The 23,327-nt window shown below is 63.9% G+C and carries 27 protein-coding genes; 7 read left to right on the top strand and 20 right to left on the bottom strand.

Features of this window, described 5'->3' with window-relative positions; genetic code table 11:
• Positions 1-352: 352 nt before the first annotated feature.
• The 12 genes from AC3WTO_RS30860 to infC form a co-directional block, all read right to left on the bottom strand.
• The gene (locus AC3WTO_RS30860) at positions 353-649 is read right to left on the bottom strand and encodes a hypothetical protein (RefSeq protein WP_492465013.1); all 297 of its coding nucleotides are present in this window, start codon (positions 647-649) and stop codon (positions 353-355) included.
• Positions 650-667: 18 nt separating this feature from the next.
• On the bottom strand, positions 668-1,270 hold the full coding sequence (locus tag AC3WTO_RS30855) for a nucleotidyltransferase family protein (RefSeq protein WP_492465012.1): 603 nt from the start codon (positions 1,268-1,270) through the stop codon (positions 668-670).
• Positions 1,271-1,370: 100 nt separating this feature from the next.
• Entirely contained in the window at positions 1,371-2,384 is a 1,014-nt protein-coding gene (locus tag AC3WTO_RS30850; RefSeq protein ID WP_492465011.1) for a Tim44 domain-containing protein, read from the bottom strand.
• Between the two features lie 439 nt (positions 2,385-2,823).
• Complete coding sequence (locus AC3WTO_RS30845) at positions 2,824-3,660, bottom strand: aldo/keto reductase (protein WP_492465010.1); 837 nt, start codon at positions 3,658-3,660, stop codon at positions 2,824-2,826.
• A gap of 94 nt (positions 3,661-3,754) precedes the next feature.
• Positions 3,755-6,160, bottom strand: a complete 2,406-nt coding sequence (pheT, locus tag AC3WTO_RS30840; protein WP_492465009.1) for a phenylalanine--tRNA ligase subunit beta — start codon at positions 6,158-6,160, stop codon at positions 3,755-3,757.
• Positions 6,157-6,570, bottom strand: coding sequence for an ASCH domain-containing protein (locus AC3WTO_RS30835; RefSeq protein WP_492465043.1), 414 nt, complete (start codon positions 6,568-6,570; stop codon positions 6,157-6,159). Before AC3WTO_RS30835 ends, pheT begins: the two co-directional genes overlap by 4 nt.
• A 239-nt stretch (positions 6,571-6,809) precedes the next feature.
• Positions 6,810-7,907, bottom strand: coding sequence for a phenylalanine--tRNA ligase subunit alpha (gene pheS, locus AC3WTO_RS30830; protein WP_492465008.1), 1,098 nt, complete (start codon positions 7,905-7,907; stop codon positions 6,810-6,812).
• A 149-nt stretch (positions 7,908-8,056) separates the two neighbouring features.
• Entirely contained in the window at positions 8,057-8,458 is a 402-nt protein-coding gene (gene rplT / locus AC3WTO_RS30825) for a 50S ribosomal protein L20 (RefSeq protein WP_101937454.1), read from the bottom strand.
• A 34-nt stretch (positions 8,459-8,492) separates the two neighbouring features.
• A complete protein-coding gene (gene rpmI / locus AC3WTO_RS30820) occupies positions 8,493-8,696 on the bottom strand; it encodes a 50S ribosomal protein L35 (RefSeq protein WP_027166935.1) in 204 nt (67 codons plus the stop codon).
• Positions 8,697-8,867: 171 nt separating this feature from the next.
• Positions 8,868-9,500 (bottom strand): methyltransferase family protein, encoded by a 633-nt coding sequence (locus tag AC3WTO_RS30815; RefSeq protein WP_492465006.1) that lies wholly within the window; start codon positions 9,498-9,500, stop codon positions 8,868-8,870.
• Positions 9,501-9,591: 91 nt separating this feature from the next.
• Positions 9,592-10,233, bottom strand: a complete 642-nt coding sequence (locus tag AC3WTO_RS30810; RefSeq protein WP_492465005.1) for a methyltransferase family protein — start codon at positions 10,231-10,233, stop codon at positions 9,592-9,594.
• A 221-nt stretch (positions 10,234-10,454) separates the two neighbouring features.
• On the bottom strand, positions 10,455-10,991 hold the full coding sequence (gene infC / locus AC3WTO_RS30805; RefSeq protein WP_082407524.1) for a translation initiation factor IF-3: 537 nt from the start codon (positions 10,989-10,991) through the stop codon (positions 10,455-10,457).
• 300 nt (positions 10,992-11,291) lie between these two features.
• On the opposite strand from infC, the gene AC3WTO_RS30800 reads away from it, so the two are divergent.
• The 4 genes from AC3WTO_RS30800 (at position 11,292) to AC3WTO_RS30785 (ending at position 14,793) form a co-directional block, all read left to right on the top strand.
• Positions 11,292-12,062 (top strand): alpha/beta hydrolase, encoded by a 771-nt coding sequence (locus tag AC3WTO_RS30800; protein WP_492465004.1) that lies wholly within the window; start codon positions 11,292-11,294, stop codon positions 12,060-12,062.
• Positions 12,062-13,204 carry a benzoate/H(+) symporter BenE family transporter gene (locus AC3WTO_RS30795; protein WP_492465003.1) on the top strand — a complete coding sequence of 381 codons (1,143 nt, stop codon included), beginning with the start codon at positions 12,062-12,064 and terminating at the stop codon, positions 13,202-13,204. The genes AC3WTO_RS30800 and AC3WTO_RS30795 overlap by 1 nt, the downstream gene beginning before the upstream one ends.
• A 215-nt stretch (positions 13,205-13,419) precedes the next feature.
• A complete protein-coding gene (locus AC3WTO_RS30790) occupies positions 13,420-13,896 on the top strand; it encodes a DUF2852 domain-containing protein (RefSeq protein ID WP_492465002.1) in 477 nt (158 codons plus the stop codon).
• 138 nt (positions 13,897-14,034) lie between these two features.
• Entirely contained in the window at positions 14,035-14,793 is a 759-nt protein-coding gene (locus tag AC3WTO_RS30785) for a M48 family metallopeptidase (RefSeq protein ID WP_492465001.1), read from the top strand.
• A 62-nt stretch (positions 14,794-14,855) separates the two neighbouring features.
• On the opposite strand, the gene AC3WTO_RS30780 is transcribed toward AC3WTO_RS30785, so the two are convergent.
• From AC3WTO_RS30780 to bla, 5 genes are all read right to left on the bottom strand, one after another.
• Complete coding sequence (locus tag AC3WTO_RS30780; RefSeq protein ID WP_492465000.1) at positions 14,856-15,737, bottom strand: phosphotransferase family protein; 882 nt, start codon at positions 15,735-15,737, stop codon at positions 14,856-14,858.
• Entirely contained in the window at positions 15,734-16,246 is a 513-nt protein-coding gene (locus tag AC3WTO_RS30775) for a GNAT family N-acetyltransferase (protein WP_492464999.1), read from the bottom strand. Before AC3WTO_RS30775 ends, AC3WTO_RS30780 begins: the two co-directional genes overlap by 4 nt.
• Before the next feature lie 185 nt (positions 16,247-16,431).
• A complete protein-coding gene (locus AC3WTO_RS30770; RefSeq protein WP_492464998.1) occupies positions 16,432-16,746 on the bottom strand; it encodes an EthD family reductase in 315 nt (104 codons plus the stop codon).
• A 46-nt stretch (positions 16,747-16,792) separates the two neighbouring features.
• Positions 16,793-17,956: a class C beta-lactamase gene (gene ampC, locus AC3WTO_RS30765; protein ID WP_492464997.1), complete on the bottom strand. Its 1,164-nt coding sequence runs from the start codon at positions 17,954-17,956 to the stop codon at positions 16,793-16,795.
• Positions 17,957-17,987: 31 nt separating this feature from the next.
• A complete protein-coding gene (bla, locus tag AC3WTO_RS30760) occupies positions 17,988-18,884 on the bottom strand; it encodes a class A beta-lactamase (protein ID WP_492464996.1) in 897 nt (298 codons plus the stop codon).
• A gap of 171 nt (positions 18,885-19,055) precedes the next feature.
• On the opposite strand from bla, the gene AC3WTO_RS30755 reads away from it, so the two are divergent.
• Entirely contained in the window at positions 19,056-19,934 is an 879-nt protein-coding gene (locus AC3WTO_RS30755; protein ID WP_492464995.1) for a LysR family transcriptional regulator, read from the top strand.
• A gap of 35 nt (positions 19,935-19,969) precedes the next feature.
• Here AC3WTO_RS30755 and AC3WTO_RS30750 read toward each other — a convergent pair whose 3' ends face one another.
• The gene (locus AC3WTO_RS30750) at positions 19,970-20,782 is read right to left on the bottom strand and encodes an SDR family NAD(P)-dependent oxidoreductase (RefSeq protein ID WP_492464994.1); all 813 of its coding nucleotides are present in this window, start codon (positions 20,780-20,782) and stop codon (positions 19,970-19,972) included.
• A 78-nt stretch (positions 20,783-20,860) separates the two neighbouring features.
• Here AC3WTO_RS30750 and AC3WTO_RS30745 point away from each other — a divergent pair, with 78 nt between their 5' ends.
• A complete protein-coding gene (locus tag AC3WTO_RS30745; RefSeq protein WP_492464992.1) occupies positions 20,861-21,310 on the top strand; it encodes a MarR family winged helix-turn-helix transcriptional regulator in 450 nt (149 codons plus the stop codon).
• 12 nt (positions 21,311-21,322) lie between these two features.
• On the opposite strand, the gene AC3WTO_RS30740 is transcribed toward AC3WTO_RS30745, so the two are convergent.
• Entirely contained in the window at positions 21,323-21,598 is a 276-nt protein-coding gene (locus tag AC3WTO_RS30740; protein WP_492464991.1) for a hypothetical protein, read from the bottom strand.
• 58 nt (positions 21,599-21,656) lie between these two features.
• Between AC3WTO_RS30740 and AC3WTO_RS30735 the strand changes: the two genes are divergently transcribed.
• Positions 21,657-22,319 carry a phosphoribosylanthranilate isomerase gene (locus AC3WTO_RS30735; protein WP_492464990.1) on the top strand — a complete coding sequence of 221 codons (663 nt, stop codon included), beginning with the start codon at positions 21,657-21,659 and terminating at the stop codon, positions 22,317-22,319.
• A gap of 78 nt (positions 22,320-22,397) precedes the next feature.
• On the opposite strand, the gene AC3WTO_RS30730 is transcribed toward AC3WTO_RS30735, so the two are convergent.
• Positions 22,398-22,979, bottom strand: a complete 582-nt coding sequence (locus AC3WTO_RS30730) for a dihydrofolate reductase family protein (RefSeq protein WP_492464989.1) — start codon at positions 22,977-22,979, stop codon at positions 22,398-22,400.
• Positions 22,980-23,327 lie beyond the last annotated feature (348 nt).

Here is a 23,327-nt window from a genome sequence, read left to right as displayed (position 1 = left end):
ATGATCGGCGCGTTCTCTCTTCTCCCTCTGTGGGCCAGCGTGCGCACACAAGTGCTTCGGTGTCGCCAACTTTGCAGGACAAGCACCATCGTTGCGGGCAGCCTCCTTCTCCCCATTTACGGGGAGAAGTGCCCGGCAGGGCGATGAGGGGCAACGCCGACGAATGAAGATGCCTTCCGATCCAAGCAACACTTGCTTGGAGAATGTCGACTGTTCGTGCCGCCCCTCACCTGCCTGCCGGCATCCTCTCCCCGTAAACGGGGAGAGGGGCGCTCCCGCCGAGGATTTCGCCAAACGCCAACCTTGCAGAACGGGCACCGGCGTCGCGGCCTAACCGCGATTTGATATCCCGCTAGCCGCGCTGAACGACCAGGAAAAGAGCTACGATCAACAGCACAAAGAGCCCGGCTGCGGCCGCGACGATCCCCAGAAGAGTGAACCAGGTTCGCACATTGCTGAGGCTTGGCCGCTGTCCGTCAGCTCCCTTTGTGCCGAGAAATGCCCAAGCCCCGAGGCCAACCGGCGTAGCGCCTCCAACGATCATCGCCACTGCTCCCTCAGGAGCGGTGGTTCGCCAGATCATCCCGAACAGGTAAATGCCGGCGATCGTTCCAACGACGAGGGCGCCAAAAATGAGAAGAATACGCATCGTGTGCCTTTTAGCCGTTCACCAAGGTTCGAGCGTGATCTGCGGCCACAGCCGCATGGCGCGTGCACCTTTGGCCTCATGGGTCTCGCGATTGTCCATCACCCTGTTCGGGGTGATGCGAAAAGAAAAGATGTCGTCGAGCCCGAAGGGCGCGACGATCTCGAGGTCGTCCACCGATGTCAGCCGCACGCCGACCGCATGCGTGCGCGAGGCGAAATAGCCGAGCGCCTCGGCGCTGGAACCATAGGCCGGGCAAGTGCGGCCGAAACGGTCGGGATACCAGAGATGCACCCGCGCCTGGTTGCGCACTTCCACCGGCAGCGGCAGCCGTTCGAAATGCAAAGCCGCGCGCCGGATGACGACATCCTCGGCCGCGTAGGAAAGGTCGGAACCGTCACAATAGAAAAGGTCGATGTCCTTGATACCGTGGCCGGCCGGCTTGTCGGTCAGGCTGTTCCAGACGCTGTTGTAGATGGCGCCCGAAACGACCATCCAGTCCTGCAGGCCGAGATCACGCGCCAGCGCGAGCGCTTCCCGGACGATCGGGTCGGCGCGCAGGATCGTCTTCAAGGCAATCGCCTGTTCGGCAACGGGCAGGCCGGAATGGCGCAGATGGTTCATGAAGCGAGATGACGGCGATTCGCCAGTTCGGGCAACGCGCCCCAGAAATGAAAAGGCCGCAAATGAAAAGGCCCACGAATTTCGCGGGCCTTTTGTCAACTCAGGCAGACGCTTCCTGGATCGCCGACAGCTTCCAGTCGCCGCCGCGCGGACGGGTGAAGGTCCACAGCTCGGTCGTCTCGGTGAGCTTTTCGTCGCCCTCGACGACCTTGCCGGTCTTGCGGTCGCGCATCACGTCGACCGACTCGTAGCGGAAGGCAGCCGTGGCGTAGTCCTGATTGTCCTCACGCCAGGCTTCGGCGATGTCGGCCTGCACCAGATGCACGTCGGCAACATCGTTGCGAAGGCCGTTCTGGGCATTCTCGGCCAGTTCCTCCGAGAAGTAGGACACCATTTCGGGCGTCGACAGGCGGCGCAGGCCGGCATGGTCTTCCTTGGCGAAAGCGGTCTGCACTTCGTCCAGCATGCGCTCGAACCGGTCGAGGTCGCCTTTTTCCAGTTCGAAATCCTGCGAGGCCGGCGCCGACTGCGTTCCGAAGCCAGGGATGCCGAACGAACCGGCGCGGCCATTGCCGGCAGGACGCTCGTCCTCGGCAGCGTCACGATTGGCCATGCGTCCAAACATCTCGCTGGGGCCGTTGCTGGCGGCTGGTCCGCCGGCGGTCGCAGTTGCCGGCGCCTGGCGCGAGCGGAAGAAGCGCAGCGCCAGCATCACGACAAGGCCGACCAGCAGCAGTTGCACGATGAAACCGAGCGCGCCCGCCATGCCACCGAAGCCATAGCCGAACAGCACGCCGAGCAGGCCGCCGATCAGGATGCCGCGCATCAGGCCACCACCGAGACCGCTGAACAGACCGGGGCGCTGCTGCTGCGCCATGCCAGGCTGCTGCTGCCGCGTTGTCGCTGTCGGTCCGGTGTTCGGTGTCATCGAACGCTCGACCGGGGCGGTCGGGTTCGGCGCGGTGCGCGTTGGCGGCGCCGACTGGAAGGTGCGTGTGCCGCGGCTGCCGAAGCTGCCGCCGCGCCGTGCGTCGGCGAAATCGGTCGACACCAGCGTGAACGCCATCAGAAGCGTTGCCAACAATGCGAATGAACGTGTCTTGCCAGAGATCATCGGGTCCTTCTCCACAACCCGCTCCGGTGAATATGCAAGCGGGCCCAATTCAGCGGTCCGACATCACGTCTTGCATAGACGTCAGAGGGGCCCGGTCCGCGCACGGAATGTGGGAAATGGCCAGCTGCTTTGCAAGAGCCGGCACATGGAAAAGGCAGAAGCGAGGGCGCCATTTTCAGGTTTTCGGTACGTCCTTCGAGGCTCGCCCGACTATGATCGCGCCTGTTTTCCACTGGCGTGCAGGCTCGCACCTCAGGATGAGGACCGCTGTACAACTGGGCCCAGGTTCCGAGACGCCCGGAGTTCTCCCGAAGCGGTCTGACGGTCCTCATCCTGAGGTGCGAGCCCGCAAGACATTGGAAGATAGCAAAACCCAGGCGGGCGAGCCTCGAAGGACGCACCCAAGCACCACCCCCGCAGCTGGCTCGGGTTTCTAATCTCAGATCATCTCCAGCGGCACCTTGCGGCGTGGCGGCGGGAAGGCTGCATCGAGTTCGGCGAGATCCGCTTCTGTCAGCACGAGATCGGCAGCCGCGCGATTGGCGCGGACATGCTCCGGCTTCACCGCCTTCGGAATGGCGATCACATCCGTGTGGCGCAGCACCCAGGCCAATGCCACCTGCGTGGTGCTGACACCGTGGCGGCCGGCGATCGCAGCAAGCCTGTCGTCGCCCGCGAAACCGCCCTGCCCTATCGGCGAGTAGGCCATGATAGGAACGGTCGCACCCTGCGAAGCCGGCAAAAGATCGAACTCTACGCCGCGGCTGTCCAGATTGTAGAGCACCTGGTTGGTCTGGACGGCACCGGAAACGCGCGCCAGTTCCTGCATGTCGTCGAGATCGAAATTGCTGACGCCCCAATGGCCGATCTTGCCGGCAGCTTGCAGCGCCTCGAAGGCCTCAACCGTCTCGGCCAGCGATACGCCACCGCGCCAATGCAGCAGATAAAGATCGATATGGTCGGTACCCAACCGCTTCAGGCTGGCCTCGCAGGCCGCGATCGTGCGCTGGCGCGAAGCATTCGACGGCAACACCTTGGAGACCAGGAAGACCTCATCGCGGCGGCCGGCGATGGCGTCGCGCACCACCTCCTCGGCGCCACCTGAAGCGTACATCTCAGCGGTGTCGATCAGCGACATGCCGAGATCGAGCCCAAGCCGCAGCGCCGTCACTTCGTCAGCGGTGCGACGCCGGTCCTCGCCCATGTACCAGGTGCCTTGGCCGAGCACCGGAACATCGACGCCGGCGGGAAGTCGTGTGGTACGGATCGCCGGCATCGTTGTTATCTCCCATACAGACGGTCATGTGACCCGGAAGGGCCGCCCCGGCGATTGAGGCGCCCTGGATGAGTCAACATCCAGGCCACAGGTATTATGTTCGCAGCACGCCGCCGGTCTGCTTGGCGACGTTTTCGACCACACGCTTGGCCAGCGCTTCGAAATCCTCGTCGGTCAGCGTCTTTTCCACCGGCTGGATCGCGATCTCGATGGCTATCGACTTCTTGCCGGCACCGAGCGCTGCGCCTTCGAACACGTCGAAGACGGAAACGCCGGTGATCAGCTTCTTGTCGGCCGCCAGAGCAGCGCGCGTCAGTGTGCCGGCTTCCACCGCCTTGTCGACGACGAAGGCGAAGTCACGCTTCACGGCCTGGAAGGCCGAGAGTTCCAGCTTCGGCTTGGTGCGGGTCGGCTTGGCCTTCGGCTCGGGAATGGCATCGACGAACACTTCGAAACCGCAGAGCGGACCGGAAGCATCGAGCACTTCCAATGCCGTCGGGTGGAATTCGCCGAAATGGCCGAGCACCACCTTGGGACCAAGCTTGATGACGCCGGAGCGACCCGGATGGTACCAGGACGGCGCACCCGTCTCGATCTGCAGCCGGTCGACCGGCGCGCCACAGGCTTCCAGCACCGCGATGGCGTCGGCCTTGGCATCGAACACCCCAACGCTCTGGGCATTGCCGGCCCAGTGGCGGCCGGAACCGTCGAGCCTGGCGGTGCCGCGGCGCACGCCTGCAGCGACACGACGCTGCGTTTCAGGCGTATCGCCCTCATAAGTGCCGGAGACCTCGAACAGCGCGACATCGCCGAAACCGCGATCGGCGTTGCGCTGTGCCGCCGCAACGAGGCCGGGCAGCAGCGACGGCCGCATGTCGGACATGTCGGCAGCGATCGGGTTCGCCAGCTTCAGATGCTTCTGGCCACCGCCGAACAGCTCGGCATGTTTGGCCGGGATGAACGACCAGGTCACCGCTTCCATCATGCCGCGCACGGCCAGCGCACGCTTGGCGGCACGGGTGCGGATCTGCAATGTGGTCAGGATCTTGCCGTTGACGACGCCATGGCTGGACAGCGGCTGCGGCCGGATCTCGTCGACGCCATGGATGCGCATCACCTCCTCGACGAGGTCGGCCTTGCCATCGACATCCGGGCGCCAGGACGGCACCGCGACCTCGACGACATCGCCATCACCCTTCACGACAAAACCGAGCCGGGTCAGGATCTCGAGGCTTTCGGCCTTAGGCACGTCGATGCCGGTCAGGCGCTTGACCTCCGACACAGGGAACGAAACGACCTTCGGCGTGAAACCGGTCTCGCCCGACACTTCGATCTCGGCCGACTCGCCACCGCAGAGATCCAGCACCATGCGCGTGGCAAGCTCGATGCCCGGCGTGTTGAAGGCCGGGTCGATGCCGCGCTCGTTGCGGTAGCGGGCATCGGTGATGATGCCGAGCGTACGGCCGGTGCGCGCCACGGTCAGCGGCTCCCAGACGGCCGCCTCGATCAACACGTCGGTGGTGTTCTCGTCACAGCCCGAATGTTCGCCACCCATGACGCCGGCGATGGATTCAATGCCATTGTCGTCGGCGATGACACACATGTCCGGCGTCACCGCATAGGTGCGGCCGTCGAGCGCCAGCACGCTTTCGCCTTCCTTGCCGCGACGGACGACCAGGTCGCCCGCGACCTTGGCAGCGTCGAAGACGTGCAGCGGGCGGCCGCGATCGAAGGTGATGTAGTTGGTCATGTCGACCAGGGCATTGATCGGTCGCAGACCGATCGCCAGCAGCCGCTGTTGCAGCCATCTCGGCGACGGGCCATTCTTGACGTTGCGTACCAGCCTGAGCGCGAAGACGCGGCACAGATCCGGCGCATCGATCCTGACCTTGACCGGGGTGGCGCCCTTGCCGGCAACCGGCTCGACCGGCGCGGTCTTCAGCTTGCCGAGGCCGGACGCGGCGAGATCGCGCGCGATGCCGTAGACACCGGTGGCTTCCGGATGGTTCGGCGTCAGGTTGATCTCGATCACCGGATCGTCGAGATGGGCATAGGCGGCGAAGGATGTGCCCACCGGGGCGTCCTGCGGCAGATCGATGATGCCGTTGTGCTCGTCCGACAGTTCGAGCTCGCGCTCGGAACACATCATGCCATGGCTTTCGACACCGCGGATCTTGCCGACGGACAGGGTCACGTCGATGCCGGGAACGTAAGTGCCGGGCGCGGCGAAAGCGCCGACCAGGCCGGCGCGTGCGTTCGGCGCACCGCAGACGACCTGTACCGGGGCGCCGGAGCCAATGTCGACGCTCAGCACCTGCAGTTTGTCGGCGTCCGGATGCTTGCCGGCCGTCAGCACCTTGGCGATGACGAAAGGCTTCAGCGCCGCCTTGTCGTCGACCGATTCGACCTCGAGGCCGATCGAGGTCAGCCGCTCGACGATTTCGTCCAACGTGGCATCGGTTTCCAGATGATCCTTGAGCCAGGAGAGGGTGAATTTCATGGGTTCACTCGTTTCGTATTGTTGCGGTCGAGCACTTCCACCAGCCGGAACCGCTCGCAAGCCAAAATCATATCGGGCGAATAGCCGCCATTGCGGCCGAAATAGGCTTCGTGCGCCTCTCGCCAGTAGTCGTAGGACAGGTCGCCTTCGCCCTCGTCGCGGGCAAAGGCGGCATCGACCTCGTCGAAGCGCTTCATCTCCACCGAAACCGTCTCGATGACCGCGGCGCGACGACCCAAACCATCAAGCACGACATCGCGCCGTCCGACCACCGGCACCGGCTCGTGATCGCCGAAGTCACGCAGCGCACCGCAGGTCGCGGTCTTGCGGCCTGCAAGCACCAGCGCCAGCAGTTCGTCCTGCAGTTCCGGACTGTCGCCGAAGGCAAAGGTCACCGCGGGGTCCTTGATCTGCCGTCCAAGCGCCCAGACACCGGCGGTGATCTCGGCGGCAAGCAGCAACGCGCCACTCGCTTCATTTCGGTAGACACCAAGGGTCTGGGTCTGGGTCGGATAGAGCGGATCGCCAAAGGTCAACGCACGCGGCTCCTCGTTCCGCGAAACGATGTTTCCCAGTTCGATCGTCGGCTCGGCAATGCCCCAGTCGATCTGGAAGCGGCCGAGCGGTGTGTCGTCAACCGTCTGTATCATCAGGTGCTGAGGCCGCCGAACAGCGTCGGCATGTCGAGCGGGCGGAAACCGTAATGCGACAGCCAGCGCACATCGGCGTCGAAGAAGGCACGCAGGTCCGGCATGCCGTATTTCAGCATGGCGATGCGGTCGATGCCCATGCCCCAGGCGAAGCCCTGGTATTCGTCCGGATCCAGCCCGCCGGCGCGCAGCACATTGGGATGCACCATGCCGCAGCCGAGGATCTCCATCCAGTCGTTGCCTTCACCGAAGCGCACTTCGCCCGGCCGCGAACGGTCACATTGGATGTCGACTTCCAGGCTCGGTTCCGTGAACGGGAAGAAGGACGGACGGAAGCGCATCTTCAGGCTCGGCACCTCGAAGAAGGCCTTGCAGAACTCTTCCAGCACCCAGCGCATGTTGGCGACGTTGGCCGTACGGTCGATGACCAGCCCTTCGAGCTGGTGGAACATCGGCGTATGGGTCGCGTCCGAATCCATGCGGTAGGTCTTGCCCGGGATGACGATGCGGATCGGCGGCTTCTGCACTTCCATAGTGCGGATCTGAACCGGGGAGGTGTGGGTGCGCAGCAGCCTGGCCTCGTTGCCCTCCCCCGCCTGCAGGAAAAACGTGTCGTGCATCTCGCGAGCCGGATGGCCGACGGGGAAATTCAACGCGGTGAAGTTGTAATGGTCGGTCTCGATGTCCGGGCCTTCGGCGATCGCGAAGCCCATGTCGCCGAAGATGGCGGCGATTTCGTCGATGACCTGGCTGATCGGATGGATGCGGCCACGTTCCGCCGGCGACTGGCGCACCGGCAGCGTGACATCGACCGTCTCGGCGACGAGGCGGGCGGCAACGGCGGCGTTCTTCAGTTCGGCCTTGCGGGCAGCCAGCGCCTCGGTGACGCGGTTCTTCAGCCCGTTGATCGCCGGGCCCTGGACCTGGCGCGCCTCGGCGGTCATCGCGCCCAGCGTCTTCAGCAACTCCGAGACGGAGCCCTTTTTGCCGAGAGCGGCGATGCGCACGGCCTCGATTGCCTGCTCGTCGGCAGAGGCTGCGATGTCGGCAAGCAGCGCGCTCTCCAGGACTTCGAGATTTCCAGCGTTGGCGTTCACGATAAAACTCTTTCGATCGGGACTACGGGGCAGCGGTCTGCCTGATAGCCATTAGGTTGCTTTGGAGCGCGGCATAAGAAAAACCCGCGCCGGCCGAGCCAGCGCGGGTTTCCCAAATCAGATTTCGAAAAGCTTGGGAAGACGCTGGCTTAGGCGACAGCGCTTTCAAAAGCATTCGGGGTGGTGTTCTTCAGGTATTCGAGCGCGACCTTGGCCTTGCCGACGAGCACGGCGAAAGCCTGCGGCTCGTGGATAGCCATGTCGGACAGGACCTTGCGGTCGATCTCGATGCCAGCCTTGTTGAGGCCGTCGATGAAGCGGCCGTAGGTCAGGCCGTGCTCGCGGACAGCGGCGTTGATGCGCTGCACCCAGAGCGCGCGGAAGTTACGCTTGCGCGCCTTGCGGTCGCGATAGGCGTACTGCAGCGACTTCTCGACCGCCTGCTTGGCGATGCGGATGGTGTTCTTGCGACGGCCGTAGAAACCCTTGGCGGCTTTCAGGACCTTCTTGTGCTTGGCGTGGGAGGTAACGCCTCTCTTTACACGTGCCATGTCATGATCTCCTTAAATTGGGACGCAGCCGGGCTCAGAGGCCGTTCGGCAGGAAATTCTTGATGACCTTCTTGCCATCCGGTTCAGCAAGAACCATCGTGCCGCGGGCATCGCGAATGAACTTGTTGCTGCGCTTGATCATGCCGTGACGCTTGCCGGCCGCAGCCGACAGGACCTTACCGGTCGCAGTGATCTTGAACCGCTTTTTGGCGGCGGACTTGGTCTTCATCTTGGGCATTTTGCTACTCCTATGCGAAGGCTTGAGGCCTTCTTGTTGTTGTTTCCGGGCCGACCAAAGCCTGGAAAGCAAATGAAACCGCCACGGCATGCCCTGCCGGGCGGTTTTTCTGGAACGCGGCCCTATACTGCAAAGATGCCGGCCGCGCAATCCCTGCCTGCATGTCCGCGGTCAGTATAACGAGAACAGGATCGGCACCAGCCCCTTCTCCTGGCCCTCTTCGATGAGTTCGAAAAAGGGAATGGCCAGCAGGAACATCAGCCCGTCGCGCAAGGTGAGATTGAAGATGCGCGGCGTGAACGTCACCTCGGCCTGGTCCCTGAACAGACAGGGTTTGGGAAGAAACCGCGGAACGCGCTGCAAATAGTCTTCATAAGGCGCGCCGAGAGCGGACTTGAGGTAGCGCTCCTCGCGCAAGGCAACGATATGGAACGCGGCCGCACTGAGCAGCATGGAAGCAGCCGTCACGACAAGGCTGCCGGTCTGGGCGCCGATGCCGGTGACGGCGATCGTGGAGAAGAAATACAGCGGGTTGCGCATCACCGAATATGGACCGGTCGAGATCAGCTCGGCGGATTTGCGGCCACCGATATAGAGGATCGACCAGAGCCGCCCGCCGATGCCGACCAGGATCAAAGCGAGGCCGGTCGATTCGATGCGTTCATGCGTAAGCTCGTCATGCAGCGAGCCGCTGAAGATGATGAGCCCGAAAAAGACGGCGACCAGGATGGCCAGACTGCCGCGCCGTCGCCGCTGATAGCGCCCCAATGCTTCGAGCGCCTCGGATGATTGCGGAGTCGACATGGCAAGGGTCCCGACCGCAGAACTGCGGCGGCGTATTTGTCAGGTCGGTTTGCGGATTTTGTCGGGCCGGTTTGCGGAAAAATCGCGGCGGTCAGGGCAGCCGGAAAAGCACCGGCAGTGCGCCTGAAGCCTGCGCGTTTTCGATCAGCTCGAAGATCGGCATGGCGATCAGGAAGACCAACCCATCGAGCAACGTGTTGAGCAGGAGGCGCGGACGGAAGGAGCCGGTGTCGCCTTCCTGGTAGAGCGAAAGCCGGGGAATGAAGCGCGGCACGCGGGCGAGATAGGCCTTGTAGGGAGCACCGAGCTCGTCCTTGAGGAAGCGCTCTTCGCGCAGGATGACGATGTGGAACGCGCCGGCACAGAGCAGGGCAAAACCGGCCGTGGCGACAAGCGAGCCCATTTGCGCGCCGACGCCGGCGGCGGCCAGCGTCGAGAAGACATAGAGCGGGTTGCGGGTGATCGAATAGGGTCCGCCGGTGACGACCTCATGCGACTTGCGCCCGCCGATATAAAGCGTCGACCACAGGCGTCCGATGATGCCGAGGAAGATCATCAGCACACCGGCCATCTCGACGGTTTCGTGGATGAAGCTTTCCGGCGGATAGACCGCCTCCCCGAACAAGAGGGCCGCAAACATCGCCACGACGAGGATGGCCAGGACCAGACGCCGAAGAGACTGATACGTGCCAAGCGCGCGCCGGGCATCGGTCTCGGCAATTTTGTCGTTCATGTTCAGAAGTCCGCAGAACGCCGCAACAAAGGCGACAAATCACCGAGAGCAATTCCAGCAAAAAGTGCGTAGCAGTTTTGCGTCCGGAATTGCGTCAAAACTAAGAGGTAGAGCATTGCAGGCGTTTCTGTTTCGCCGGAAATGCTCTGGTTAAGGCAGGAAAAAGGCGCCCCGCTTGTCACGGAGCGCCTTTGTCAGGAACAGGCCTGGCTTGGCGACGATCAACGCGGCGCCAGCACCATCATCATCTGGCGGCCTTCGAGCTTCGGCTCCGCCTCAACCTTGGCGATGGTGGCGACTTCCTCGCGCACCTTGTTGAGGAGCTGCATGCCGAGTTCCATATGCGCCATTTCGCGGCCACGGAAACGCAGCGTCAGCTTGACCTTGTCGCCTTCCTCGAAGAAGCGGCGCACGGCGCGCATCTTCACGTCGTAGTCGTGGCTGTCGATGTTGGGGCGCATCTTGATCTCCTTGATCTCGATGACGCGCTGGTTCTTGCGAGCTTCGGCTGCCTTTTTCTGGTTGGCGTATTTCAGCTTGCCGAGGTCGAGGATCTTCGTAACCGGCGGGACGGCGTTGGGCGAGATCTCGACCAGATCCAGCCCGGCTTCCTCTGCCAGCTGCAATGCTTCGTTGATGGAAACGTCACCGCGGTTCTTGCCTTCTGCGTCGATAAGCTGGACGCGGGGGACGCGGATATCCCGGTTTGCGCGCGGGCCATCCTTCGTGGGCGCCGCTGCTTTGAAAGGTCTGCGAATTGTCGTGGTCTCCTCGAGCCGTTGGCGTTCTGGATTTCAGTTCGAATTTGCTGTGGCGCGTCAATGTGGTGACCGCGCGGCGCGAGTCAATAGCACAGGCGCGACAACAAATCACCTGTTCGGGCAAATTAGTCCCACTGTTGCTTTCTGAACCAAGCAAAGAACTGAACAGCGCCCTTTTCGCTGCGTCCCAGCCATGCCAAGAAGCGCAACCTCAGAGCGGCGCGCACAAGTATTCGACGCTCTACCCTTTGATGCCGCGTATCGCGTTTCGAGACCCGATGCGCCAGGAACCGCGCCATGCAGCCGACCGCTCCAGACTTTCTCGCCGTCAACGGGATCGCCATCGCCGTCCGCCATCAGTCCGGCAAGGCACCGGGCGTGGTCTGGCTCGGCGGCTACAAATCCGACATGCTGGGTACCAAGGCCGAGACACTTGCCGATTGGGCCGGCAGGAACGGCCATGCCTTCCTGCGGCATGATTATTCCGGCCACGGCGAGTCCGGCGGCGACTTCAATGACGGCACGATCTCGACCTGGCTCGCGCAAAGCCTCGCGGTGTTTCGCCACCATGCCAGGGGCAAGCAGATCCTGGTCGGCTCGTCGATGGGGGCTTGGATCGCGCTGCGCATGGTGCAGGAACTGCGCAAGCCCGGCGACGACCGCGTCGCCGGGCTGGTGCTGCTGGCGCCGGCACCGGATTTCACCGCGGATCTGATCGAGCCGACGCTGACCGACGCGCAACGTCGCGACCTCACCGAAAACGGCTTCTTCGCCGAGCCGTCCGAATATTCGGACCAGCCCTATATCTATACGCGCGCGCTGATCGAGGATGGCCGCGACAACCTCGTCATGACGGGCCCGATCGACACGCATTGCCCGGTCCACGTCATCCAGGGCCTTGCCGATCCGGATGTACCGCATAGCCACGCGCTGAAGCTGGTCAGCCATCTGCCCTCCGACGACGTCACGCTGTCGCTGGTGCCGGAGGGCGATCACCGGCTGTCGCGCCCGCAGGATCTGGAATTGCTGCAACGGGCGGTCGAAGCTCTCGTCGAGCGGGCCGGCTGATGCGCCTCTCCATCCCGATATCCGCCTTCGTCGCAGCGATCGTCGGCTTCGGCGGAACGCTCGCCATTATCATCGCCGCCGCCAATGCCGTCGGCGCCACGCAATTGCAGACGGCAAGCTGGGTCACCGCGCTGTGCATCTCCATGGCCGTGGAAACGGCGTGGCTGTCCTGGCGCACCAGGATGCCGATCATCAGCGCATGGTCGACACCGGGGGCGGCGCTGATTGCGGCATCGAGCGGCTTTTCGATCGGCGAGGCCGTCGGCGCCTTCCTGATCGCAGGCGCACTGCTGGTGCTGACCGGCCTGATCAAGCCGTTGACCCAGCTGATCTCGAAAATCCCGGCCTCGGTGGCGTCGGGCATGCTGGCCGGCATCCTCGTCACCTTCGCGCTCAATGCGGTCAGGACCATTCCCGTCGATCCATGGCTGGTGCTGCCGCTGATCGCGGCCTTCTTCCTGATCCGGTTGTGGAACCCGGCGCTGTCGGTGCTTGCGGTGCTGGTTGGCGGCGGACTTGCCGCTTTCCTCACCGGCCGGGTCGGCAGCCTGCCGGCGCCGGAACTTTCAACGCTGACGCTGATTGCACCCGTCTTCACCGCCAAGGCGGCGATCGGGCTGGCGCTGCCGCTCTATCTCGTCACCATGGCCTCGCAGAACCTGTCCGGCCTCGCCGTGCTGCGGGCGGCGGGCTACAATCCAGAACCCGGCCCATTGATCAGTTTCACCGGGCTGGTGTCCTTCCTGCTCGCGCCGTTCGGCGCCTCGACCTCCAACCTGGCTGCGATCTCGGCCGCCATCTGCACCGGGCCGGACGTTCACCCGGACCCGGCCGAGCGCTGGAAGACCGGGCCGTTCTATGCGCTCGCCTATGTCGTCTTCGCGATCTTCGGCGCCTCGCTGGTGGCGATCTTTGCTGTCCTGCCGCAAAGCCTGATCGTGCTGGTCGCCGGCCTCGCCTTGCTGGGGCCCTTCACCAATGCATTGACGATCTCGCTCAAGGACGAGCATGAACGCATGGCCGCGACAACGGCTTTTGCGGTCACGGCATCAGGCCTGACCCTGTTCGGCGTCGGCGCCGCCTTCTGGGGCCTGGTCGCGGGAATGATCGTGGTTCTGCTCGATCACGCAAAAAATCGCTAGGCTTTACAGGCGGTTGCCCGGTTGGCGACCGTTTCGTCTTGAAGAAGGCGCCGATTCTTCCCACCTCGATTGGCAGCAGCCGTGCTTGGCTGCCTATGGAGCGTTTCCGTTCTTCACGGAAACGCGGAAACGCTCCAGGTTTTGGGTTTCGCCGCATTGTGCGACGCCAAGTGATGTCACTTGGCTGCAAATGCTTAACCAAAGGAACGGGAGAAATGAACACGACTGCATTGATCCGCCCGGCCTGGACGCCGGCAACCATCGCGCTGATGGTTCTTGGCTTCGTGGTGTTCTGGCCACTGGGCCTCGCCATGCTTGCCTACATCATCTGGGGCGACCGGCTCGACGGCTTCAAGCGCGACGTCAACAAGGCCACCGATGGCATCTTTGCCGGCTGCCGCCGTGGCGCCGACAAGGCGCATCGCTGGGGTCATGCCTCCGCCCGCACCGGCAATGTCGCCTTCGACGACTGGCGCGACAAGGAACTGGAGCGCCTCGCCGAAGAGCGCCGCAAGCTCGATGAGACGCTGGCCGAATTCGACGACTATGCCCGCGAACTGCGCCGCGCCAAGGACCAGGAAGAGTTCGATCGCTTCATGGCCGAGCGCAACAGGCCGACCGCGCCGGCCACCATCAAGCCGGCCCCTGCCAAGCCAGCCAAGGGCAAGGGCACGACCCTGCTCGACGACTGATCGATGCGATCAGCATGAGTTCCAGCGGCGCCGTCTGAAAAGCGGCGCCGTTGTCTTGTGGGGTTTCTGTTGCCCCTGCAGCGATCACATCGCTGCGAAGACCGCTACAGATTTCCCCGAATCGCTTATGTTCCTCTTATGTCCTTCGCCTTCTTCCGCAACCTGACCAAGCCGAGACCCGCTCCCGTCGAGGAGCGCGAGCATCATGTGGCTGGCCGCACGCTGCCGCTCAGGATCGTCGAGAACGAGCGCGCGCGGCGCCTGACCCTCCGGATCGATGCCGGCGGACAAGGCCTGCGCATCACCGTGCCGCCGGGCCTGCGCCAGGGCGAAGTCGAAAGATTCCTCAGCCGTCATCAGGGCTGGCTCGAGCAGAGGCTGGCCAAGGTTCCGGACCGGCCACAGGTGCGACCGGGCATCAAGGTTCCGGTGCGCGGCGTGCCGCATCTCGTCCTGCACGAGCCCGGCAAGCGCGGCACCGTCGTGGTCGGCGCCGATGCGAGCGGGCCGACGCTCACCATCCATGGCGATCGGCTGCACCTGCCGCGGCGTGTCGCCGACTTCCTGAAACGCGAAGCCAAGCGCGACATCGAAGCGCTGGTGCAGCGCCACACCAATGCGATCGGCCGCAAGGCGAAAAGCATCCGCTTCAAGGATACGTCGAGCCGCTGGGGCTCCTGCACCGCCGACGGCAACCTCTCCTTCTCCTGGCGCATCATGATGGCGCCGCCACCGGTGATCAATTACCTGGTGGCGCATGAGGTGGCGCATCTGAAGGAGATGAACCACGGCCCGAAATTCTGGAAGCTGTGCGAGGAGCTCTGCCCCGACACCGAGCGCTGCAAAGCCTGGCTGAAAAAGAATGGCGGCGCGCTGCAGGCGATCGCGTTCGAGTAGCAACTGCTGTCGGCAATCCGTCGATCGAAGCAGGTCGATGCGTGGCGATGCGTGGCGATGCGCTAAATTCGCTGGTCTGCCTGGCCGGTCAAGCTGCGCAGTCCGGCCTGCAGTGCCTCGTCATCGCCCTGTTCGACACCGAACAGCAGATCCAGCAGCGGGAACGTGCAGCGATAGAAGGCCATCCGCGCGCGCGTCGGCGCGGATATCGGCGTGTGCCGTTCGACCAGAGCGAGGAAACTGTCGCCAAAGCCGGCGGCGAGGCTCGCGGAATCATAGGCCGGATCGCCGATGCCACAGCCTGCGAAATCGATGACGCCCGAGAGCCGGCCATTATGGGCGAGGATGTTGCCGGCGCCGAAATCGCCGTGGATGATCGTTCGCGCCGACATGCCGGGATCCGCCAGGAAGGCACCGAACCGTTGCCTGAGGTCGGCAGCGACATCCGCAGGCAGAAGCGGGAAGGCGTGCCGTTCGCATTGCCGCAGCAGATCATGCCATTCGGCCAGCGGATCGACGGCCTCGGCGCCGGGCAGGAGCGAGACCGGCAGCGCATGCAATGCCGCCAGAAAGGCGGCGAGATCGAGCGCAAAGGTATTCTGGCCCTCGCGCGGCAGCACGCCGGGATCGGTGATCGGCTCGCCCGGCAGTTTGCGGTGCATGGAGACGACGTGACCGCCGACGTCACGCAGTTCCAGGATGGGCAGAAGCCGCGGCAAATGCGGGCGCAACGCAGCCAGCACATCGGCCTCTCGCGTCAGCTCGCGAACGCCGGATGGATAATATGGCAGCCGCACGATCGTCTCGCCGAAATCGAGTACGAGATTGTTCTGGCCCGTCGAAACGACCTTCGGCGATGGCGGCAGCTTCAGCGCCGCCGCGATCTCGGCGGACGTTGGCGAGCCGGCGATCGGATCAGGCATGATGTCGCGCGGTCCGCTCACAGCGATTTCATCAGCCAGAGGATCAGATCGTCGTCGACGCGCACCGACTGGTCGGGAACCACCGGCTTCTCGCCATAGGTGATGCCGCGCCCGTCGGGAAGATAACCCAGCCTGACATAGAGGCGCTGGGCAGCGCCATAATCGGCATAGAGACCGACACCCAGGCCGATCACCGGCTTGCCTTTTGCAGCGGCGAGTTGCTCGAAGCGGCCGATCATCGCCGTGGCGATACCCCCACCGCGCGCGGCCTGGGCAACGACCAGATTGTTGATTTCCGGAATGCCGGCTTCACTGAAAGGCGGATAGTCCGACCGCCACAGCAGCGTGCCGTAACCGACAACATGCCGGCCCTGGAAGGCGAGCAGCACGACGCGGCGGTCTCGATCGGCATCGGCAAGATAGCCCTGCCAAAGCCCGGGATCGGCATTCCAGGCCGGTCCGCCGTCCGTCGCGGCGATCCGGTCCAGATCGCTGGTCTCAAGCGCCCTGATGGTGAGGTCGCCGATCATCGCCTTAAGTCTTCCTCGCCGTCGGTCTTCATTGCCATTGTTCCGCACAGATGGCCCCGGCCCTCGTCGGAAGCAACTCCATGGCATGGTCCAGACGGCGAAGACAGAACCGGCCAGGCAAGGCCCGGCCGGTTCGATGGCAAGTCGTTACGGCGCGCGATCGAGGGTGGCGCCTTGCCTGCCGCTTAGTCTGCAACGATTTCGCTGAACTGCACGATCGGCGCGATGTCCGTATAGTTGGCGACATCCGCGGCGACTTCCGCGCGGTGGGGGCCGAACGTCTGCTGGAAAATCTCCAGGCTCGGCGAGTAGACGTGGCACGCCGCGACGAACTCCGGCGCACTTCCGGGTTCGCGACCCACAATGCCCTTCTCGATCTCGTAGCGCAGGCAGACATCGCCGAGCCGTTGCTTGATCAGTGGCATGTGAGTGGTGCGGTAATAGTCGTGATCGAACTTCGAGCCACCATTGGCCGGATAGTAGACACTCATCTTGATCATGCTGGGGCTCCTGCGGGGATGCCTCTCCGGGCGTCGGATGGACTTTTTAAAGTCCGGACAATTTCTCGATGCCGGACAGGATGCGATATGCCGCCTTGATTCGGGCCGGGATCGGATAGCTCCTGTTGGCCAGAATGACGATGCCAAGCTTCCTGGCCGGAATGAACGCGGCGTAGGTGCCGAAGCCGTTGGTCGAACCGGTCTTGTTGAGCCAGGCCTCGGCTCCCGCCGGAACCGGCGGCTCGAGTTTCTCCGCCTTCTGCGGCTTGAACGCCATGTCCGCCGAATTGCCGGCCAGCAGCGTGTCGAGGCTGGTCGGGTAGGAATAGCTCTCCCAGCCCAGCCCCTGGGTCATTTCGCCTATCTTGTAGTAGCCGACATGGGTGGCGGCGATGGCGCGGCGCAGCTTCTCGTCCGACACCTTGCCGTCGATGTTGGCCTGGACGAAGCGGATCAGGTCGGGCGCGGTGGTCTTGATGCCATAGGCTTCGGAATCCAGGACGCCGGGCGACACGCGGATCGGCTTACCGGCTTTGCTGTAGCCATAGGCATAGTCGTCCATGCGCTCCTTGGGCACGTGGATGAAGGTGCTGGACAGGCCGAGCTCCGGCAGGATCGTTCCTTCCATCAGCGCGTCGAAGGACTTACCCATGCTTTCCCCCGCGAGATAGCCGAACAGGCCGATGCTGGGGTTGGAATAGCGCCGGTGCGTGCCCGCGGCGAACTCCGGTTTCCAGGCCCGGAAATAGGCGATCATGCCGTCCTGGTTGGTCACGTAATCGGGAACTTGCAGCGGCAGCCCGCCGGCGGTGTAGGTGCCGAGGTCGAGGACATCGATCTTGTCGAGGGCGCTGCCGGAAAGCACCGGCAGATAGGCGCTCGCCTTTTCGGACAAGGAAAACGTACCGCTTTCGGCCGCGTAGGCAGCCAGCGTCGCGGCGAAGGTCTTCGACACCGAACCGACTTCGAAGATGGTCTTCTCGGTGACCTTCTGCCCGCTCTCCCTGGAGGCGACGCCGTAGCCGAAGAAGAACTGCCTGCCGTTGACGGTGATGGCCACGGCCACGCCGGGCAGGTCGTTTTCCTTCATCAGCGGGCGCACGGTCTTGTTCACCAGTTGCTCAAGTTCCTTGCCGTCGGCGGCCTGGGCGTGGGCGCCGGCCTGCAGGAGCGCGGCCGCAACGGTTCCGATTTTCAGAAGTCTGGTCATGGTCTTTGAACCTTTCGGTAGGCCGGTCATGTCAAACCTGCGCTGCGATGCGGCCGATCTCGGCGATGACGGCATCGCGTTCCTTCGACGATATCTTCGGGATCTCGCAATAGACCGTCACGATCAGCGGGGCGCGATCCGGAGGCCAGATCACCGCGATGTCATTGGCATTGCCCTGTTCGTCGCCATTGGTGCCGGTCTTGTCGCCGACAAGCCAGTCCGCCGGGAGGCCGGCGCGCACCCGCCTGTCACCTGTCTTGTTGGTGATCAGCCACGCCGCCAGCTGATGACGCGACGCGGCTGACAGGACATCGGTGAACAGCAGCTTGCGCAGGGTTTCCGTCATCGCCGCCGCCGTGGTGGTATCGCGCTGGTCATCGGGGCCGTCGTGGAGGTTGAGCTCGGGTTCGGTCCTGTCGAGCCGCGTGACGTCGTCGCCGATGCGGCGGCAGAAAGCCGTTAGCGCTGCCGGACCGCCGAAGCGGGCGAGCAGTAGATTGGCGGCGGTGTTGTCGCTGATCGTGACTGTCGCGTCGCACAGTTCGGCAATCGTCATGCCCGGCCCGTCGGCATGCGGCTTGGTCACCGGCGAGTGAACCGCAACGAGGTCTTTGCTGGTGAAGGCGATGCGCTCGTCCAGCTTGGCCTCCCCCTTGTCGACGTGTGCCAGAACCAGCGCGGCCAGCAGCGCCTTGAAAGTGCTGCACATGAGGATGCGCTCGTCAGCCCGGTGCTGGATGCGTTTACCGCTGCCGAGGTCGAGGATCGTCACGCAGAAACGGCCGGGATGCTTGCGCTCCAGTTCGGCGAGTTTGTTTTCAGCCTCGCCGCCGCGTTCGGCATAAGCGACCGACCTGAAAGCCGCCAAGGTCGGGATGGCCAGAAGACTGCCGGCAAGAGCCTGCCGGCGCGAAAGAGACATCGTCATTCGCGTGTTCCATATCAGCGTTGATTGAAGGAGAGAAACGAACGCCGACGATCTCAGTGATCTGCGGCCAACTCCCAATCGCGACTCTCGGGAACGACTATGGCGTTGCCCCTTGCCCCAGGCAAACGATCAATTCTAAGCTCAGGCATGAACAAAACTTGGTCATAACTCATGGAAGTGTCGCAACTGCCGCTCAATGCCCTGCGCGCCTTCGAAGCGTCGGCGCGCCATTGCAGCTTCACCCGCGCCGGCCTCGAACTGCGCGTGACACAGACGGCGATCAGCCACCAGATCAAGGCGCTGGAGGACGCGCTGGGAGTGACGCTGTTCAAGCGGCTGCCGCGTGGGCTGACCATGACCGACGAGGGCCATGCGCTGCTGCCGGTGCTTACCGATGCCTTCAGGCGCATGAGCGCCACCTTGAGCCAGTTCGAGGAAGGCAACTACCGCGAGATCCTGACGGTCGGCGTGGTCGGAACCTTCGCGATCGGCTGGCTGCTGCCGCGGCTCAATGCGTTCAAGGCACAGCATCCGCATCTCGACCTGCGCCTGAAGACGAACAACAACCGCTCCGACATCCTGCTCGACGGGCTGGACTTCTTCATCCGCTTCGGCGACGGCGCCTGGCACGGCACCGAAGCCTTTCACCTGATGGAAGCCCCGCTCTCGCCGGTCTGCGCGCCGGCGCTGCAGCCCGGTCTCGCCATGCCGGCCGATCTGGCCCATGCCGAACTGCTGCGCTCCTACCGGATGGACGAATGGAAACTGTGGTTCAAGGCTGCCGGGCTGGACGCCCCCGGCCTGCGCGGCTGGATGTTCGATTCCTCGCTGACGCTGGTCGAGGCGGCGGCACGCGGCGTTGGCGTCGCGCTCGTTCCGGTGGCCATGTTCAGCCATGACATCGCGATTGGACGGATCGTGCAGCCTTTCGACATTGTCGTGCACACCGGCAGCTATTGGCTGACGCGGCTGAAATCGCGCGAAGAGACCCCGGCCATGTCCGCGTTCCGCGAATGGCTGGTCGACACGACGGACGCCGGCCGGGCCTGATCGACCCTGCCCGCGCCGGCCGCGCAACAGTTTCGCTACGGCGCAGCCCGCATCGGTTCGCCCTGGCGATAGTTCATCGCGATCTTGTTGCCGGCGGTCTGGCCGCCATCGATCGGCAGCACCGCGCCGGTGATGAAACCGGCCTCCTCTGAGCAAAGCCACAGTACAGCGCTGGCGACTTCCTCGACGCGCCCGATGCGGCGCATCGGCGTGGCAAGCCCGGCCTGACGCTGCGCCTCCGGCCCTGCCGCCTCGAGATGATGCGTCAGGATCGGGCCTGGCGCGACGACATTGATGCGGATGCCACGGTCGGCATAGTCGAGCGCTGCCGCCTTGGTGAGGCCGATGATACCGGCCTTGCCGGCGACATAACCCGCCAGGCCCGAGGTACCGTTGACACCGGCGACGGACGCCATGTTGACGATGGCGCCGCCGCCGCCCTTCAGCATCGCGGCGATCTCGTGCCGCATGCCGATGAACGTGCCGGCGATGTTGGTGTGGATGCCGCGCCCGAACCCTTCCAGGTCGAGTTCGGCGAGCGGCGCTGGCCGTGGGCCGTCGGTGGCGTTGTTGAAGGCCACGTCAAGCCTGCCGAATTCGGCGACGGTCTGCTCGACCGCACGCGCCATCTGCTCATCGTCGCCGACATCGGCCCGGATGGCGACGGCCTTGCCGCCACTGGCCCGGATCTCCCGCGCCCGCGCCTCGACCAGATCGCCGGAACGGGCGATCAATACGACCGCCGCCCCTGCGGCGGCGAAAGCTTCCGCGGTCGCCGCACCGATGCCCTTGCTGGCACCGGCCACAAGCGCGACCTTGCCCGCGAAGGGCCTTTTCAATTCACTCATCTCTGCCTCGGATTTGACCTCTCGATTTATTTACAGTAGTACCAATATGGTAAGAGTCAAATATTTAGCAGCGACGCAATGACGACCGCCTCCGATGAAAGCGCCGCCCTGGTCTGGCGGCTGATGTTCGACTTCTTCATGCGTTCGGCGCCGGAACGCACGGAAAGCCTGCGCCGGCGCGGCCTGACCCCCAACGACGCAAGGGCGCTTTCCAGCCTGGATGCTTCGTCTGGCCGGCCGATCGGCGAACTGGCACGGCAATGGAAAAGCGATCCTTCCAACACGACATGGGTCGTCGACCGGCTGGAGAAGGCCGGGCTGGTCGAGCGCAAGGCATCGCCTCAGGATCGCCGCGTCAAGCTGGTGATGCTCACGGCCAAGGGCCGTAAAACGCGCGACGAGCTGCTGGCTGAATTCCGCAGGCCACCCCGCGAAATCACCGTGCTCGACGCCGATGATCTCGCCACGCTGGAGCGGATCTTCGTGAAGATCGGCGCCGCGACAACCGCGACCGAAAACGAACGTTAGGCGCGGAGAGACTCAGTCATCATTGGCGGCGTTGAGTTCGTCGGGTCTGAGTCCCTCGTCCTCCTGGCGCGGCCAGGGCAGGAATGTCCTGTCGAAGGCATCGCCGCCGAAATAGTCGAGTGCGCGGTGCGCCTCCGCACCGTTGTAGGCGGCCTTGTCGATCAGATGCGCGATCACGTCGCGTGCCTGGGCCAGCTTTTCCTTCAGTTCCGCGACGGTGTTCTCGGCCATGGCGATGCTGCTCCCGTTTGCCGACAGGGTAACCGCTTTCAGCATTTCGGCAATCATCGCTTTTCCTCGACTTTGCCGCCTTTTCGTGGCACTTGGCCGCCCTATGGCACGCGAGATGAACACACGCGATATCAAGATCTGCGGTCTCAAGACCGACGACGCCGTGGCGGCGGCGCTCGACAACGGCGCCAGCCACATCGGCTTCATCTTCTTCGCCAAGAGCCCGCGCAACACAACGCCTGCCGAAGCCGGACGCCTGCGCCAGGCGGCCCGGGGCAAGGCCAAGGCCGTTGCCGTCACGGTCGATGCCGATGATGCCTTCCTGGACGAGATCGTGGCGGTCATGGCCCCGGACATGCTGCAGCTGCACGGCTCCGAAAGCTCCGAACGTGTCGCCGCGGTGAAAGCCCGCTACGGCCTGCCGGTCATGAAGGCGCTGTCGCTGCGCGAAGCTGGCGATCTCGCCGCGATTGCGCCCTATCGCGGTGTCGCCGACCGTTTCCTGTTCGATGCCAAGCCACCCAAGGGCTCGGAGCTGCCCGGCGGCAACGGCGTTTCCTTTGACTGGCGTATCCTGACCGGTCTGGACGCCGGTCTCGACTACATGCTGTCGGGCGGGCTCAACACCGGCAATGTCGGCGAAGCACTGGCGATCGCCAATCCGCCCGGCCTCGACATTTCGTCCGGTGTCGAAAGCGCACCGGGGGTCAAGGATGTCGGGCTGATCGCCGCGTTCTTCGAGGCGGTAAGATCCGCGCAGACGAGAAGCGCCGCCTGATCTCAAGACGGCGCTCCGCAGCGTTTCCGTTTTTCACGGGAACCCGGAAAAGCTTTCACTCCCTGTTTTTACGCAACCTCAGTTGCGCAGGACCTTGTAGGTCAGCCGCACATTGCCGGATTTCAGCCGGTCGGCGGCCTCCAGCGCCAGCGCATGACGGTGCCGCACATCCTTGAACAGGGCTTTTCCGCCGCCCAGGATGACGGGGATCACCACCAGCCGCAGCTCATCGACCAGACCGGCGTCGATCATGTTCGACACCAGGGCGGCACCGCCGACCAGGTGCATGTTCTTGCCAGGGCGGTCTTTCAGTTTCGCGATCTCGGCCAGGTCTCCGACGATGTGCGCGACATCCCATCGGATGGCCTTGAGGGTGCGCGAGACCACGAAATGCGGAGTACCCGCCGCGAACCTTGCATAGTCCCGTTCTCCTTGCGTGGCCGGCCGTCCCGCCAGTTCGATCACCCCATCCGGATCGGCGATGATCGAGGTCCAGTAGTGTTCATAGCCGGGATACATGCCGCCGCCGAGAATGCAGGCATCGATCTGCGGCGTCACTTCGAATTCGTCTTCCCAGCTCGTGATCCAGTCCAGTTCGCCCTGCGGGCCTTCGATGAAACCGTCGAGGGAAACCTGCAATGCGGCGATGATCTTGCGCATGTTTTGGTGCCTTTCCGTTGCGTTGACGCCGGTAGGACGATTGACGTCGCGCGCTTCCGACAAAACGGTGCGGATTCTGGCTGGAAAAGTCAGCGCGCCCCGCATTTCCGTTTTTGGGAAACGTCTTGGGGTAGCGCCGAACCGTGCCGACACGACCCCAAAAGGCCGTCGGTGGTTTACATTTCGGGCTGGAAAGGATTAAGCGATAATCGAGAAACCGGCCTGTTGCCGGTCGTTGCTGCTGGAACCCCTCATGAACAAGCCGGCGTTGCCCAATTCCTTCCGCACTGGTCCCGACGAGCAGGGCATGTTCGGCATTTTTGGCGGCCGCTTCGTCGCCGAGACGCT

Source organism: Mesorhizobium sp. EU05-FHT14A09 (genome assembly GCF_058790995.1).
Note: the sequence above shows the minus strand (reverse complement) of the source record. Positions and strands in the feature narration are given on the sequence as shown.

Excerpts from the sequence above, each read along its gene's own strand:
- AC3WTO_RS30860 (WP_492465013.1), bottom strand. The coding sequence starts at position 649 with ATGCGTATTCTTCTCATTTTTGGCGCCCTCGTCGTTGGAACGATCGCC.
- AC3WTO_RS30855 (WP_492465012.1), bottom strand. The coding sequence starts at position 1,270 with ATGAACCATCTGCGCCATTCCGGCCTGCCCGTTGCCGAACAGGCGATT.
- AC3WTO_RS30850 (WP_492465011.1), bottom strand. The coding sequence starts at position 2,384 with ATGATCTCTGGCAAGACACGTTCATTCGCATTGTTGGCAACGCTTCTG.
- AC3WTO_RS30845 (WP_492465010.1), bottom strand. The coding sequence starts at position 3,660 with ATGCCGGCGATCCGTACCACACGACTTCCCGCCGGCGTCGATGTTCCG.
- pheT (WP_492465009.1), bottom strand. The coding sequence starts at position 6,160 with ATGAAATTCACCCTCTCCTGGCTCAAGGATCATCTGGAAACCGATGCC.
- rplT (WP_101937454.1), bottom strand. The coding sequence starts at position 8,458 with ATGGCACGTGTAAAGAGAGGCGTTACCTCCCACGCCAAGCACAAGAAG.
- rpmI (WP_027166935.1), bottom strand. The coding sequence starts at position 8,696 with ATGCCCAAGATGAAGACCAAGTCCGCCGCCAAAAAGCGGTTCAAGATC.
- AC3WTO_RS30815 (WP_492465006.1), bottom strand. The coding sequence starts at position 9,500 with ATGTCGACTCCGCAATCATCCGAGGCGCTCGAAGCATTGGGGCGCTAT.
- AC3WTO_RS30810 (WP_492465005.1), bottom strand. The coding sequence starts at position 10,233 with ATGAACGACAAAATTGCCGAGACCGATGCCCGGCGCGCGCTTGGCACG.
- AC3WTO_RS30800 (WP_492465004.1), top strand. The coding sequence starts at position 11,292 with ATGCAGCCGACCGCTCCAGACTTTCTCGCCGTCAACGGGATCGCCATC.
- AC3WTO_RS30795 (WP_492465003.1), top strand. The coding sequence starts at position 12,062 with ATGCGCCTCTCCATCCCGATATCCGCCTTCGTCGCAGCGATCGTCGGC.
- AC3WTO_RS30790 (WP_492465002.1), top strand. The coding sequence starts at position 13,420 with ATGAACACGACTGCATTGATCCGCCCGGCCTGGACGCCGGCAACCATC.
- AC3WTO_RS30785 (WP_492465001.1), top strand. The coding sequence starts at position 14,035 with ATGTCCTTCGCCTTCTTCCGCAACCTGACCAAGCCGAGACCCGCTCCC.
- AC3WTO_RS30775 (WP_492464999.1), bottom strand. The coding sequence starts at position 16,246 with ATGATCGGCGACCTCACCATCAGGGCGCTTGAGACCAGCGATCTGGAC.
- AC3WTO_RS30770 (WP_492464998.1), bottom strand. The coding sequence starts at position 16,746 with ATGATCAAGATGAGTGTCTACTATCCGGCCAATGGTGGCTCGAAGTTC.
- ampC (WP_492464997.1), bottom strand. The coding sequence starts at position 17,956 with ATGACCAGACTTCTGAAAATCGGAACCGTTGCGGCCGCGCTCCTGCAG.
- bla (WP_492464996.1), bottom strand. The coding sequence starts at position 18,884 with ATGACGATGTCTCTTTCGCGCCGGCAGGCTCTTGCCGGCAGTCTTCTG.
- AC3WTO_RS30755 (WP_492464995.1), top strand. The coding sequence starts at position 19,056 with ATGGAAGTGTCGCAACTGCCGCTCAATGCCCTGCGCGCCTTCGAAGCG.
- AC3WTO_RS30750 (WP_492464994.1), bottom strand. The coding sequence starts at position 20,782 with ATGAGTGAATTGAAAAGGCCCTTCGCGGGCAAGGTCGCGCTTGTGGCC.
- AC3WTO_RS30745 (WP_492464992.1), top strand. The coding sequence starts at position 20,861 with ATGACGACCGCCTCCGATGAAAGCGCCGCCCTGGTCTGGCGGCTGATG.
- AC3WTO_RS30740 (WP_492464991.1), bottom strand. The coding sequence starts at position 21,598 with ATGATTGCCGAAATGCTGAAAGCGGTTACCCTGTCGGCAAACGGGAGC.
- AC3WTO_RS30735 (WP_492464990.1), top strand. The coding sequence starts at position 21,657 with ATGAACACACGCGATATCAAGATCTGCGGTCTCAAGACCGACGACGCC.
- AC3WTO_RS30730 (WP_492464989.1), bottom strand. The coding sequence starts at position 22,979 with ATGCGCAAGATCATCGCCGCATTGCAGGTTTCCCTCGACGGTTTCATC.